This is a genomic window from Flavobacterium selenitireducens, assembly GCF_014748335.1.
GTDB lineage: Bacteria > Bacteroidota > Bacteroidia > Flavobacteriales > Flavobacteriaceae > Flavobacterium > Flavobacterium selenitireducens.
Map to the genome: position 1 here is coordinate 490,150 of NZ_JAAVIY010000001.1, position 14,019 is coordinate 504,168.

General features: G+C 46.6%; 9 protein-coding genes. 6 read left to right on the plus strand and 3 right to left on the minus strand.

Features of this window, described 5'->3' with window-relative positions:
- Positions 1 to 4 precede the first annotated feature (4 nt).
- The 3 genes from HC229_RS02150 to HC229_RS02160 form a co-directional block, all read right to left on the minus strand.
- Positions 5 to 1,429, minus strand: coding sequence for a RagB/SusD family nutrient uptake outer membrane protein (locus HC229_RS02150; RefSeq protein WP_191018787.1), 1,425 nt, complete (start codon positions 1,427 to 1,429; stop codon positions 5 to 7).
- Between the two features lie 11 nt (positions 1,430 to 1,440).
- Positions 1,441 to 4,464 carry a SusC/RagA family TonB-linked outer membrane protein gene (locus HC229_RS02155; protein WP_191018788.1) on the minus strand — a complete coding sequence of 1,008 codons (3,024 nt, stop codon included), beginning with the start codon at positions 4,462 to 4,464 and terminating at the stop codon, positions 1,441 to 1,443.
- Positions 4,465 to 5,273: 809 nt separating this feature from the next.
- A complete protein-coding gene (locus tag HC229_RS02160; RefSeq protein ID WP_191018789.1) occupies positions 5,274 to 6,968 on the minus strand; it encodes a tetratricopeptide repeat protein in 1,695 nt (564 codons plus the stop codon).
- Between the two features lie 292 nt (positions 6,969 to 7,260).
- Here HC229_RS02160 and HC229_RS02165 point away from each other — a divergent pair, with 292 nt between their 5' ends.
- From HC229_RS02165 to HC229_RS02190, 6 genes are all read left to right on the plus strand, one after another.
- Positions 7,261 to 7,974 (plus strand): hypothetical protein, encoded by a 714-nt coding sequence (locus tag HC229_RS02165; RefSeq protein ID WP_191018790.1) that lies wholly within the window; start codon positions 7,261 to 7,263, stop codon positions 7,972 to 7,974.
- Between the two features lie 282 nt (positions 7,975 to 8,256).
- Entirely contained in the window at positions 8,257 to 8,793 is a 537-nt protein-coding gene (locus HC229_RS02170) for a helix-turn-helix transcriptional regulator (protein ID WP_191018791.1), read from the plus strand.
- Positions 8,794 to 8,973 carry a helix-turn-helix domain-containing protein gene (locus tag HC229_RS02175; RefSeq protein ID WP_191018792.1) on the plus strand — a complete coding sequence of 60 codons (180 nt, stop codon included), beginning with the start codon at positions 8,794 to 8,796 and terminating at the stop codon, positions 8,971 to 8,973. It abuts the gene before it with no gap.
- 924 nt (positions 8,974 to 9,897) lie between these two features.
- Positions 9,898 to 10,548: a GIN domain-containing protein gene (locus tag HC229_RS02180; protein ID WP_191018793.1), complete on the plus strand. Its 651-nt coding sequence runs from the start codon at positions 9,898 to 9,900 to the stop codon at positions 10,546 to 10,548.
- Positions 10,549 to 11,076: 528 nt separating this feature from the next.
- A complete protein-coding gene (locus HC229_RS02185; RefSeq protein ID WP_191018794.1) occupies positions 11,077 to 11,985 on the plus strand; it encodes a helix-turn-helix domain-containing protein in 909 nt (302 codons plus the stop codon).
- 459 nt (positions 11,986 to 12,444) lie between these two features.
- Positions 12,445 to 13,965 (plus strand): T9SS type A sorting domain-containing protein, encoded by a 1,521-nt coding sequence (locus tag HC229_RS02190; RefSeq protein ID WP_191018795.1) that lies wholly within the window; start codon positions 12,445 to 12,447, stop codon positions 13,963 to 13,965.
- Positions 13,966 to 14,019: the final 54 nt, after the last annotated feature.

Below are 14,019 nucleotides of genomic sequence, written 5' to 3' on the forward strand. Positions count from 1 at the left end.
GCTCTCAATATCCGGGATTTTGAGGCAAAAGGTTCGGATTAAGCAAAATCTCCGCTTCCGGAATCGGCAGTAACGCATCGTCGCTGTCCCATCCGGGTTTGGTTTGCGAGAGTATGGTATCGAGAAGGCCATAACGCTTCAGGTCAAGAAAGCGGTGCCCGTGCTCGCAAAAGAATTCAAGTCGGTTCTGTAACAGGATGTCAGATAATATTTCGCTTTGTGAAACCGCGCCGGTATTACCTACGCCTGCGAGATTTCGGATTAGGTTTAAATCTTCCTTGGACGTGGTCAGTTCACCTAAACGGGCTCGTGCTTCCGCTCGTAGCAGGTACATGTCCGGCAGGCGGAAAACAATTGAATTTTCGGCCACGGTCCCGGAAGTCGCTTTGTATTTATAAGCATGATGCCAGGTAGTGCTTCCATCAGAAATAGCCCTGACCCAGTTTTGCCTTCGCAGATCGCCCGGCGGAAAAGCGGCTAGCAAATCCTGCGTCAAAGCGCCATTGGTAGGCGGGCCCGCGTTGAAGATGAACGTCGAAGCCTCTAGTGTGCCGAAACTGTTGTTTGCCGGGCTGAACTGCCAGATCGTTGCCGCACTTTGCTTGAGGAAGGTTTGAGCTAAATCTTGCACGTTCTGGTACAAGGCCGTTTCGTTAATCACGGCGGAGGCTTCATTTTCGGCCATTTCATAATCGCCGGATGCCAACCCAATTTTCCCTACCAGCGCGCGGGCTGCCATTTTGTTGGGACGGGTACGGGACGGTGCCAGGTAATCCAGCGGCAACAGCGACACAGCTCGATCAAGGTCTTCCAGACATAACGCGCGCACCTGGGCTATCGGCGTACGCGAAACGTGTCGGTTTTGCTCATAGTCTGTTGTACGGATGTACGGAATGGGGCCGAATATTTCAGAAAGGTAAAAATGAAGCATGGCACGCGCAAACAACGCCTCCCCAAGAATTCTGTCCTTATCTGCCGCGGGAAGCGCAGTAGAATTGCCAATACCCTCGACGATGGCGTTACAGCCGTAGATTTGGTTGTACGTGGTATTGAATAAAGTGCGCACTTCCGCAGTGGTCACCGTAACCGAATTTGCATAGTACTGGCCGTAGCCGTTACCTGGGTTGCCGTAATAATCAAGATCATCGGCATAGAGCCCCATCGAAAAAGAAAGTCCCCGGAAGTTCCCGCTGAACAAACCGTTATCACGCATCCGTGTATAGACTTCAGTCATGGCGGCGTGAGCGGTGGCCTTTTCCTCGAATACGTTAGGAGTATTCAATTGCGAATTTGGCAAATCCACCTCTACAAAATCATCGCAGCCCGCAAGCAGCAATGCTGCTATTGCGATAATGACCGCGGACAAAGCGAGCCTGCAGGTAAAGGTACCCGCACCCCAGCAACTTTCAATATTCTTATTTAGTTTCATGGCTGTAGTTTTTAAAATGAAAATTGAATCCCAGTATTCCATATCCGTAGCGGAGGCAAGTAACCAACTACCGTAAATTCAGGGTCGGCTCCATCGTAAGGCGTAATGGTCAACAGGTTCTGAGCCTCGAAAAAGAACCTGAGACTGACTTTCTTTGTCCACTTTGCCGGCACGTTGTAAGAAAGCGAGAGCGATTTGAGGCGGATGAACGATGCATCCTTTATCATTGCATCGCTTTCGATGTACCGCCCGTAGGCGACAGACGCCGCAGTATTGCCGACAGTCGCATACATTTGATGAGACGCGACATCGCCGGGCTGTTGCCAGTGGTCGCGAACGCTCACGGGCTGATTGGACTCCGTCCCTGGCATCCCAAAAAAGCTTTCCTCCCCAAAGTTTTCCTGCTTGACGAACTGGAAGAGAAAATCAAGCGAAATATCCTTGTAGCGAAACTGGTTCTGCAAGCCACCGTAGAATTTAGGGTTGAGATCTGCAATGGTTTTCCTGTCGTCTAATGCCGTGATCTGCCCGTCCCCGTTTACGTCTTTAAAGGTGTAGATACCGGTTTGTGGGTCAACGCCTTCCAAATGATACAGCTTGCGGATGTTCAACGGCTGCCCGATAAGATACGAAGTCGCATAAGGGCTCGACTCGAGATCAGGGAATTCCAACAGTTCATTGCGAGCGACAGTAAGATTAAAAGAAGTGGTCCAATTGAAATTGCGCCCTTTCACGTTCTCTGTACGCAAGGTAAATTCAAAGCCGTTGTTGAGTACCGAGGCATCGAGATTAGCCTGAATGGTTGAAAAACCTGTCGTACTGGGTAACGGAAGGCCTGCGAGCTGGTTGTCAGAAACATTCCTGAAATATCCTGCCGTGAGGAAAATCCTATCGTTAAAGAAACCCGTCTCAAGTGCCACCTCGAACTTGCGGTTACGCTCCCAGGCAAAGTTAGGATTGAACAGCCGGCTTGGGCCCATACCTATAACATTATCGTACCCAATGCCCGAAGACGAATACGTGTCCAGAAATTGGTAATCCCCAATCTGGTCGCTGCCCGTCGTGCCATAGCTTGCGCGAAGCTTTCCGAAGCTTAAAAGATCGCTGTTTTTAAGTAGATTCTCTTTCGAAAAAATCCACGCGAAGCCCGTCGCCCCAAAGCTGGCAAATTGCTTCCCGGGGCCAAAGCGGCTTGAGCCGTCACGCCTGCCCGTAAGATTCAGGACGTACTTTCCCTTCCAGTTGTAATTGACGCGCCCGAAAAACGCCTGGTAACGATACTCGACGATGTTGTCGAGCTGAGTGGTTCGGGTAGTTGCTGCCGCAAGGTTATAGATAAGGCTGTTGCTGGGAAAGCCCGTTGCGGTTTGAACCAACTGCGAACCTGTTTGGCTTTGAAACGTCCCACCCGCCAGGACATCAAGGCGACCTTTTCCGAATTCACGAACCCATTGCGCCTGCGGCTCCATGATCCATGAACTCCTCTTGCTCGATGAGGCCACCACCGACGCCCATTCGGGACCCAATCCCGTCGCGGGGCTGTAAATCGTGGACGGTGATGCGGTATACTCGTCATTACTGATCGAGGTATATCCCAAATTGCTCCTTATTTGTAAGCCTGGCAACACTTCATACGATAGCAATCCGCCCGTAACCAAATCTTTGGTATGAGACACGTATTGCCCTTCGAGTTGGCGCATCGGGTTGTTGAACGTATTGTTTTCCCAATTCAGTTCTCCTGTATCCGTGTAAAGCTCGGGTGAATTGGGAGCCAGGCGTACCGCATCACGAGTCAGGTCAAGCCGCGGCTGGTCGTTCTTCTGCGCCGTATAACCAACATTCATGGTTGCCTTGAACTTTTTGTTAGGCGATTCGTGGTTGACGTTAAGGCGCATCCCTCCTTTTTTGTAGGCGAAATCCTTGATGTAGACACCGGTCTGTTTATTAAAATTTCCTGTCAACACAAACTGCGTCTCATTCGAGCCTCCCGAAACGGCGGCGTCCACATTGGTAAATTCCGCGACGCCACCTAAAAGCTTATCCTGCCAGTCGGTGCGGCGCGTCCGATCCCAGGTGCCGTTAATATCGTAAGCGGACGGCGGGATAGCGCTTCCCGAGTTGAGATAGGCTTCCTCCCGCATTGCAACGTATTCCTGAGTGTTCAGCAGCTTGGTGAACTTGGCAACACTCCCCAGGCCGGAAGCAAATTTTGCCGTAAAACGTGTCTTTCCCGCCTTGCCCCTTTTGGTGGTGACAAGCACCACACCGTTTGCGCCACGGGATCCATAAATGGCGGTAGCATCGGCATCCTTTAAAATTTCAATGCTTTCGATCTGCTCGGGATTGATCGTGCTTAAAGGCGATGGCTGCCGGACCATCACAGGGGAATTAATACCACTCCCTATCCCGTCGGGCGAGATGGGAACACCATCAATGATAAACAATGGATTGTTCCCTGCCGCCCGCAGGCTGTTCTGGCCGCGGATCTTGATGTCGAACCCACCGCCTGGCGTGCCGCTCGTCTGGATGATATTGACACCCGCGACACGGCCTTGCAAGGCACCCAGCATTTCAGTAACAGGCTGATTGTCTATTTCCGATGCTGTAACCCGCGCAATACTCCCCGTACGCTCCTTCTCCTTCACCGAGTAATACCCGGCATTTACAACAACGTCTTGCAATGACAATACATCTTCCTCAAGCAGGATTTTTAGCGACGTGTTGCTCCCCAACGTTATTTCAGCCGTCTTATACCCGACAAACGAAAAAACTAACATTTCTCCGGGTTGGGCATCTATCGAGAAATTGCCCAAGGCATCGGTAGTGGTTAAAACAGTTTTGCCTTTAACGGCGACGGTCACGCCCGGCAAAGGCCCGCGGGCATCGCTAACGGTACCGCCAATGGTTTGCGGCTGTACCTGAATGTGGTTTGGTTTAAGCGGTATGCGCAATTCTGAGGCGTGGGCGCTCACATGCCCAGCCGCGTTTAGCAACAGCAATACAGCCGCTGCCTTACGCAATGAAAAGTTTTTCATACTTTGGTAAGGTTAAATGAAACTTTGTTTTGTTTGCATCGAATGAAAGCCCTTCACGGAAGTTTGGCGACTGAGTGAGGGGCTTTTTTAACTCATTGACACACAATGATTTTTGGTTACGAAATCGATTGCGTGAATTAGGCGTTTTTTGTTAGTTCATCATAGGCAATCAGCTTAATTGGGTTAAAGAGCCTACGCGGTGTGGAATAAAAAAGCGTGGGACTCAGCTTATCGGCTCTATGGCACTGGTATACCTGCACACGAATAAGTGAGCCCACGCCCGGGTCGTGAGCAGGTCACTTGTCCTCCTTGTGCTTGAAATTACCAGTTTCTAGAGCAGGATTCAAAGCGAATGCTTCTAATGCTTTCTGTAAGAAGTATCGCAAAAATATGTAATCAATTGCGAATATAATAAATAATATCAAAACGCGGATAGCTGTCCGAATTTTTTTCTTCGGTAGAGACGAGATTTGCCTTAATGCCTAACCTGAGTCGAACAATATGTGAGTTTATATCCAAAGAATGGATACGCAAGGCCAAGTCCAATCGGGCTTTTGCCATCGAGCACAATATTGATGAGAAGACGGTGAGGCGAATTCTCGAAGATGAACACTACAGTATTACGTTGGAGACTTTGGCCAAGATACTCGAGAGCCGTAATTTGAAGTTGGGTGAATTTTTTACTATCGTGAATTTATAAGAGGCTGGCTGGCATCATCGTGGTTTACCCTGGTCGCCATCGTATAATCGACTGTTTCGTAAAGATCCGTATAATTGCCCCATGATCTTTTCAAAGTCGGTTCTCGCCACTACATTTCCTTAAAGGACTTCGCCGGATCGCCTTTATCCATATCGTTCCTCAACTGTTCGATATAGAAAGGTGTCGAAAATCCGTACCGCTTCCTAAAGGCGCGTCTGAGGTTTTGAGCCGTACCGAACCCTAATGTTTCGGCAAAGGACTGCTGGTCGAAATTCCTGTAAAGGATTTCTTTTTCCAGCAAGCGATAAGCATGTTCCGCTTTCAGGTCATTGATGTAGCGGACGAACATTTTGTTGCGGTACTTCTTGATGATATAAATCAGGTATTTGGTGTTGGTGTTCAACAGTTTGGCTACAGCGAACTGCGTCATGTTGCTTCCCAGATACAAATGCCGCTGCTCAAAATCCATCAGGCTTGCGTACAATTCGGACTCTTTCTCGGGAGTAATTTCCGCGGCGGCATAGGCAATTTGTTCCTTCTTATCGGCAACATCCCCGTTTTGTAGCAGGTCATCGTAATGTTTTTGGAAGCGGCCTTTCAATTGGCGGTTGCGCCGATACAATACGCCACCCGTCGCGCAACTCAAAAATGCAATTGAACCTATCGACCACATTATCATTTGGTTATCCTGTTGCTCCGTCTCCAGATCATCGATATGGGCGTCGTTTGTAGTGTGTACTTTGTTGGACACGTTTTTAAAACTGTTCCCGAGGATGCTGTCCGCCTTCCGCAAGTGAAACGAATAGCGCAAGGCTGTTTTCGTATCACCGATGGATGCGTAATAGTCCGTAAGCATTCCTATACCATCGCGCAAATCGCTACTTGTATAATCGTGTTTCATCAGCGTCTCATCCACTTTCAGCAAATACGGAATTGCCTTTTGCCATTGCCCCAGGCCAACCAGGGATTTTGCGATATAGTAATACGCCACCGCCTCGTTGCGCAAGTCGTTAGCCCTTGTCAATTCGGGAAGTGATTGCCGCAGCTTTACCAAGGCCAGCTCATAATTCTTGCGATGGTATTGGTTCATCCCTTCTGAATGCGCGAAATAAAACACCATATTGTCGTGCCGGGATTTTAAGGATTCGTTCAATCCCAATTCATTTACGGTCGTAGAAAGGTCGTATTTGCCCAACCTGGTGTAACAAAGTCCCAGATGGTGAAGCGAATTCAACCAGGGCGTCCCCTCGTCCTGCTCATAAAACGAGACACAATCTTTCAAAAGTGCCAGCGCAGATTCATACCGGCCAAGGAAATACTTGGTTTGGGCTAAATTATACTTCAGCTTGTGGATCAGGTAATGGTCATCAGATTGCGAAATAAAATAATCGGCAAGCAGGTAATTGTCGAGCGCATCTTTGAGGTTGTTCTGTCCGTAATATGTAATGCCTTTTGTGAGGTAAGCTGAGCCTATCAATTTATCGATATTGGTCTTTCGTGCAGCGTAGATCATACTGTCAGCATACGCTATCCTGACCTCCGGTTTGGAAACATATAGCATACTTTTATAAGCTTCCACCAATTCTTCCCTATCGTTACGCGATTTTGCCTTGGCAAGATAAACGCGCGCGTACAATTGCTGTTTTCCCGAATCCAGATTGTCATCATCGAGTATCTCACGGAAATACAGATAGGTTTTCCCTGCCAGCGTATCAGGAACTGCCGGTTGCTGAGAATAGCACCGAAGCGTAAACACAGCGATAATAATTGCCGGAAACAGCCGCATAAGTACAGGCAAGGCCATCGCGTCATGGGGAATTAGTTAAATGAAATAGTCGGGTGATTCCGAGTTACTAATGTAAAGAAAAATCACTCATAAACACTGGCTTTGCCTGTTATTTAAACAGGTGAAATTCCAAGAATTGAACGCAATAAATTCCCGTAAACGCAACAATTACGGGTTGTACAGCAAAAATCGGCCGAATAGATTTGTCTCGAATTCAAATCAAAACGGCTTGCGCAGGCAGGCATAGTTCAGATCACCCGGGCGAAATGAACTGATCGAAAAGAATCAGTAACCATTTCAAAAACAAACCATGAAACACTTATATCTATGGATGATCTTATTGATCCTCAGTTCCTGTCATTCCGAGGAGGATTTGACGACCCAAACATCACAGACCCATCAATTCTCGAAGTCGATGGCCGGCTATCCGGAAAATAAAGCAAATGCCTTTGACAGTGCCGGCAAGCTTCACAACGAGCTATGCCTGGCTTATGAAATGGCTCCCTCTCCTATTTTATCCATGGGAGACGCCATAGACTTGACCGAGTCGCTTTCGTTAGCGAACGCATCTATGGTTCAACTAACGCCGGGAGGCTTTATACCGCTGTCGGAATCGCGATTGGAGTTTATCTTGGCAGATAGCCTGCAAGCGCTCCAGGTCATCGAACAGTCAACTCTGTCGCTCAAAGCCAAAATCAGTCTGGCGAATTTTCTCTCGGTGCTTGAACTCTATAAATCCCAAGAAAAACAATACGCCCAGATCTATGATTTTATCGTCAACTATGAGGATTCGATAACACAGGATCTAACGTTTTCGAGCGCCGATAAGCAGATCTTGTTTACCACGACTTCCATCGCCCGCTACGCCCATCATTTCGCCAGCCTGCGTAAAAAGAAACCGCCGCGGGATAAAGATTGGGACATCAAGACGGCAAGCATATTATCCGGAACCGACGGAAGCCGGCAAAACACGACTGCAGCCATTCGAATGTCCGTTGCCGCAAGCCTCTACGTGAACAGGTGATGAATCCTAAGTTCGTCTTTGTGCCGCCGCATCTTTCGCGAGGTGCGGCTTTTTTTCGCCTGGTTCATGTTAGCAGGCTAACTGAGTCGTGCATCATTCCCGATCTGACATCACCATCTGATAATTGCGGGTTAACTTAGCGAGAGTATGCAAATTTTGGCCACTATGTTACTTCACGAGGAATCCGGGTCAATACAACGTTTTGGTAACTTGATGGTTACGGTCGCCTGTCGCCAGATCGATCTTACGTTAAACAACACAACGCGCGCGAAGCCTCCATTGATGTTACTCGCAGATTCCTGCATCGGCATTAAGACATCGGGATTGGAATTGATCAGCTTTATATTAGATGCTGACTTCAGGATTGAACATACAGCTGTCCATATAAATCCACGCCTTTCCCTCCTGAAAAAGCCGTTTATTGAGTTGCTTGCGGAGGAATCGCGACCGTTGTGGTTACATGTCCAAGATATACTACCTGGCGCTGACGGGTTTGTCGGGACGTTTCAACTCACACTGATCGACCAGCAAAAGCGCTTTCCGGCCTTATGTTCCGTTAACCGGCTCGTTAACAGCGGTCGGGCCGTGGTAAATGCTGTCGTTTTTGCAGATGTGAGACCGTTTCACGGTAAAATTCCGGAAGAGGTGACCGTCAACCACGAGATGATCCGGCTCGAGAAGTTGTACCACTATATTATCGAACATCTCGACGAGCCGTTGCCATCTGCGTTTGACCTTGCCAAGCTCTTGGGAACGAACGACCACACGTTGAAAGAAAGCTTCCGCCGAACATTTGGCACGAGCATTTACCAATTTTAAATGACAGAAAAACTAAAGCGGGCACATCTCTACATCGAGCAAAGCACGCTGCCGCTGCACAAAATTGCCACCGACCTCGGGTTTGGGACATACGGGAACTTTTCAAAAGCGTTCCGCAAAAAATACGGCTGCGCCCCTTCTGATGTCAAGCGTTCGGACGGGTCGGCTGCGAATGATTGAATTAGAGAATCCTATATTCGAACAGTTGAATGTTATCTATCTCTACTACTAATTTTTTTTTCTCAGAATAGATATATTCTTGAAAGACAGTTTCTAATAAATCCTTGTTTCAATGGTCCGCGGAAGTTACCATTGGCGCTGAGCGAGAGCCTCTCCCTGTCTAATGATGGTTCAAAATCATTACTATTTCAAGAAAGGTAAAAGAAAGACTTAGTTGCGATAAAACAAACGTACTAAACAGTTTGGGTACAATTAATGATAATTCTTCAACTTTTCCATATCTATTTAATGGGATGCTATCTTAACTTTGTTGCTATCAAATGTGTACAAATAATTTTATAACGAACCTCACACTAATTCTGATGATCTGAAGACAACTGCTTTTATTTAATCTTGACCGTCATCATCTTTAAAATATACATGTTTACGCTGTTCAAAATGCAGTAACCTTATTAATTTAGCCAGAAAATTCCAGCACATACGTCATCAAATGTGGTAAACTTTTAATACATTCTCTACAATAGCGAATGCAACTGGCGCTAGGTCAAACTAAGGAAAAGTTGATTTCAAGTAGCTTCTTAGGTTTGGTAGATGTTTTGAAATTTTCCCATTAAGTTTCAAGCGACGCTGCCATTCCGAATCACGATTCGCCTCTCTGGTAATTTCGAAATCAAATGATTTCCTATCCTCTAACTCTTTTTTTAAAGTAGATCAGTAGTCATAAATCCAGTTCCCAATTTTGCTCTATTCCTTTCAACTCAGGCTTACTCAAGAGCTTTTAGCTTATTCTACTTTTAGCGTAAAACGAAATACTTTGAAGGTAAACGAATCCTAAATATACATAGTATTTTCGCACCGCCTTAGATCGAATATTTAAGGATAATCATCAATTATCACGAATCGTTAACCCTTATTTCAATTGCTATGAAAAAGATTTTTTTTGGATTGCTGGCCGCAGCACTACTGACCGGCTGCGATGACGATGCCCTGGATGCCAGTGGCAGCACTGTGACGGAGACCCGTGAACTTGAAGAGTTTAACAGGCTGAACATTAATGCAGGAAGGAACATCAAGGTGATGTATGCTGACCACACCGGGATAACAATTACAGGGAGTGACAACCTGGTCAGGCATTTGCGGTCGGCAGTAAGTAACGGGCAGCTTAGCCTGGATTATGACCAGGACCATATCAATCACGAAGATGTGGAAATTACAATTACGCTGCCTTTTTTTAAAGACCTCAGGCTAAACGGAAGGCGATCCCTTACAACGCATGGCCTGTTTGATCATACGGAAAATATTACCATAGTTAGTCATGGCGAAAATGATCTAAGGTCTGTGGATCCATTCACTACGGGAAGCATGAATATCAGCCTCACCGGCACTGGCAATGCCGATTTCCGTACATTGTCCTGCCAGAATGCTAAGGCGTCGATTACCGGTGATGGCAAGATCTATGTGAAGGCAGAACAATCCCTGAACGCCCTGATTCATGGCAGCGGACACATTTACTATGTTGACCATCCCCAGATAACATCGGATATTACGGGCAGCGGCTCGATTTCATCGATATAGTCCGGACGTGTTTGCCTCGCTGCCAATCACGCCATATCGCTTTCGCCAGTTGGCCTATCTTTCTGATGTAATTGGAGGCTATAAGGCTCTATACGCCGTTAAAACTGAGTCATATCCACGTAAAACATTGCTCCTAAGGCATACAACCTTCCGGAGCAATATTTTTCGGGATAAAATTGTTGTCAAACTTGCCTCTTCATAAATCATCAACCCATACCTCAGGCGCTTTAACCGACATATTAGGCCTTATTGTAATTCATTAAAAAGTGCTATAAAATGCCCATGTCGGGAAATTACCGCAGACAGTTGTTTTGCAGGAAGCTGAAACCAGGCGTTAAGATTACCGGCTATTTGAATGCAAGGTGATGGTCATTGTGGTAGTTTAGTTAATTTTGCCGATTAGTATCACCTACACCCAACATGCTGCCGCCAAGGATTTAATGCTGCTTAGAGATGGCCTGATACTTTTGAATCTGTACGATAGAAGTATTTTTAGTACGGATTATAATCGATATAATCTGATTTGTTATGACAACGTGCAACACAAGGCTGGACGCTCTTTATAAATCCGAAGTGATTACACTTCCCAACATCAAGATCGTTAGCAACGAGAATGTGCAGGGGGAAAATATCATTCTTTATGAAAATGGCGAGACATCACCATTTCACAGGAAAGATGATACGGTGCTGACCTTCCTGGTCGATGGCAAAATCAACTCTTTTTATGAGGGCTTACCGGATCAGTTCCAAGTACGCTCGCGCTCGTGCACGTTTGTTTATGGACCCTGCGACAACGAGCACCATATATTGCCCCATGATACCATTGACAGCATGGCAATAGGCTTTAACAAAAGATTTTTTTATAACCTACTGCAGGAAGACGACAGGTGGATGGAAGGTATCGTCAACAAGATCGAAAAAAATCAACCGTTCAGCTTTTCGCGGGATGCTTACAGACTTACACCTGAAATGTTTGCTATCCTGAACAAAATACGAACTGCACGCTCACTGCCGAGCTTGAGGACCTTGCACCTCCAGAACTTTGTGAATGAATTATTCCTGTTGCAGCTGCAGGAAATCACGGCATCTGAGGAGCCTGCGTATGCAACGGGCATCAGGGAAAATGATCGCAAAAAACTTCAGGGGATGAAGGCCTACCTTGACACCAATTTCCTGGAAGAACTGTCTCTCGCAGAGCTGGTGAAGATTGCAGGATTAAATACCTATAAAATAAAAACCGGTTTTAAATCACTCTACGGCAAAAGTGTTTTTGAATACATACGCTGGAAAAGAATGGAATATGCTCATAGCCTGCTTGCCAATGGGCTATACAACATCACTGAGGTATCGTCAATTATTGGCTACGAGCATGTGCAGCATTTTTCCACCGCATTTAAGAAGCATTTTGGCACCTCACCCGGAAAATATAAATACTAACCCACAATTGTTACAACCTTACGCGTAGTTTATAATACTCAGCGGGTAAGGGCCACTGATTAGTTCCTGATATTTTTGCTGCGCTAATTAAAAAATAAAGCAATGAAGCAAAAATATGGCCCCTACTGCAGCATCTGTGCAGTAATACTTCTATGTGAGGCGGTGGTGGCACAACAGTATTGCACACCTCTTCCGGGCCCTAGCTGCGACACGGACAAAATTATGAATGTCAATTTTGCGGACATCAGTAACCACATCAATCTCGCCTGGCCAGGTTACTACCGGAACATCCTACCCTTTCTCGGTCACCACGGAATTTGATTCGGCAGCGGCTGGTTTTACTACAACCAGGAACGACGGCCACACTAAATGTACAAAACCTTGTAACAGGGATATACATTTTTAAATTTTGACCGAATTAAGGAACCAGTGCCATCAGGTTCATTAAAAATTAATAATATGAAACATTTACTTTTTCTTTTTTCACTACTAGCTTCCCTGCATGCCTCAGCACAACAGGAGGCTAAGAACTGGATATTTGGTTATAATGCAGGTTTGGCATTTAATGCCGATGGTAGTATAACAGCTATATCGGGTACTGCCATAAATTCAGCCGAGGGCGCTTCCTCTATTTCAGATGCCTCAGGAAACCTGATGTTATATACTGACGGCAGGAATGTGTATGACCGCAACCATAACATCATGCCTGGAGGAAATTATCTCTCAGGTACAGGATTGATGGGTGATACCTCCACCACGCAGGCAGCGGTTATTATTCCCAGGCCCGGGCATCCGGATATGTATTATATTTTTACACTGGATGAGCCGCACCACCAGAATGCACAGGCATATCCACTTCCTTTTAACGGAACTTACAGCAACCCTTCCGGCACGATACCGCAGGACGATGACGGGCTGAATAATGGCTTGAATTATTCCGTTGTCGATTTGAGCCTCACCGGCAGCAATGGCAGCATTGGCGATATACAGGTGCGTAACCAGCATCTCATTACCTATAATCCGGCTGTTGTTGATGAGTTAAAATATAAATGCTCGGAAAAGCTTACAGCGGTGCGCAACGCATCAATGTCGGGCTATTGGGTCGTGACACATTTCAGGGACCGTTTTTACGCCTTTGAGGTTACGGCCAGCGGTGTAAACACGCAGCCTGTCGTAAGCCATATAGGGCCCGATGTGTCACTGGGAGGTTATCGCCGAAATGCCATAGGTGCCATGAAAGCATCAAGGGACGGGCAAATGATTGCAGTGGCGCATAACCAAAAAGGAACAACTACCGGTACGGTGGCATTAAATGGTGGCGTATATCTGTATGACTTCAATCCTTCAACGGGAATCGTTTCCAACCAGCGTATTGTAAATACAAACACAACCCCTTATGGCATTGAATTTTCACCGCTTCGAAAGAAACTCTACGTTACCTACGAACATTACAACGGTTTTGGCGGATTGTACCAGTACGATCTCCTGGCGCAGGACATCGGTGCTTCTTTAGTAATGTTGAGCGTCGATGACTATGGGGCACTGCAGCTTGCACCTGATGGAAAGATATATAAGGCCCAGCAGGCTTCTTCTTATCTGGCTGTTATAAATAATCCTGAAGCGGATGGCGGTAACTGCGGCCATGACAGTTTTGGGCTGTTCCTGCCCTATCCGACCTTCTCTTCCGCGGGTTTGCCGAATTTCATTGCCACGGCACTGACGGTGCTTGAAACGCCCGAGCACAGAATCCCCAAATTACTGATCTACCCGAATCCTGTTAAAGGTTCTTTCTCCATTGCCGGAGCTGTTGAGAATATTTTAAATGTTTCACTCCTAGATATGAGCGGTCGCCTCCTGCGGCAGTGGGATGCGCCTGCTATGTCAGAGGCTCTTGATATTTCAGGCATTACATCAGGCACCTATACCGTCTGCATAACTACCCAGACAGGAAAAAACCGTATAAAGATAATAATTGAATAATTTAGATTGTCCATTAAGGCACCCGGTTTCAAGAAGCCGTAGCGTGTTGAATAG

Coding starts and splice junctions, on each gene's coding strand:
- HC229_RS02150 (WP_191018787.1), bottom strand. CDS start 1,429: ATGAAACTAAATAAGAATATTGAAAGTTGCTGGGGTGCGGGTACCTTT.
- HC229_RS02155 (WP_191018788.1), bottom strand. CDS start 4,464: ATGAAAAACTTTTCATTGCGTAAGGCAGCGGCTGTATTGCTGTTGCTA.
- HC229_RS02160 (WP_191018789.1), bottom strand. CDS start 6,968: ATGGCCTTGCCTGTACTTATGCGGCTGTTTCCGGCAATTATTATCGCT.
- HC229_RS02165 (WP_191018790.1), top strand. CDS start 7,261: ATGAAACACTTATATCTATGGATGATCTTATTGATCCTCAGTTCCTGT.
- HC229_RS02170 (WP_191018791.1), top strand. CDS start 8,257: ATGTTACTCGCAGATTCCTGCATCGGCATTAAGACATCGGGATTGGAA.
- HC229_RS02175 (WP_191018792.1), top strand. CDS start 8,794: ATGACAGAAAAACTAAAGCGGGCACATCTCTACATCGAGCAAAGCACG.
- HC229_RS02180 (WP_191018793.1), top strand. CDS start 9,898: ATGAAAAAGATTTTTTTTGGATTGCTGGCCGCAGCACTACTGACCGGC.
- HC229_RS02185 (WP_191018794.1), top strand. CDS start 11,077: ATGACAACGTGCAACACAAGGCTGGACGCTCTTTATAAATCCGAAGTG.
- HC229_RS02190 (WP_191018795.1), top strand. CDS start 12,445: ATGAAACATTTACTTTTTCTTTTTTCACTACTAGCTTCCCTGCATGCC.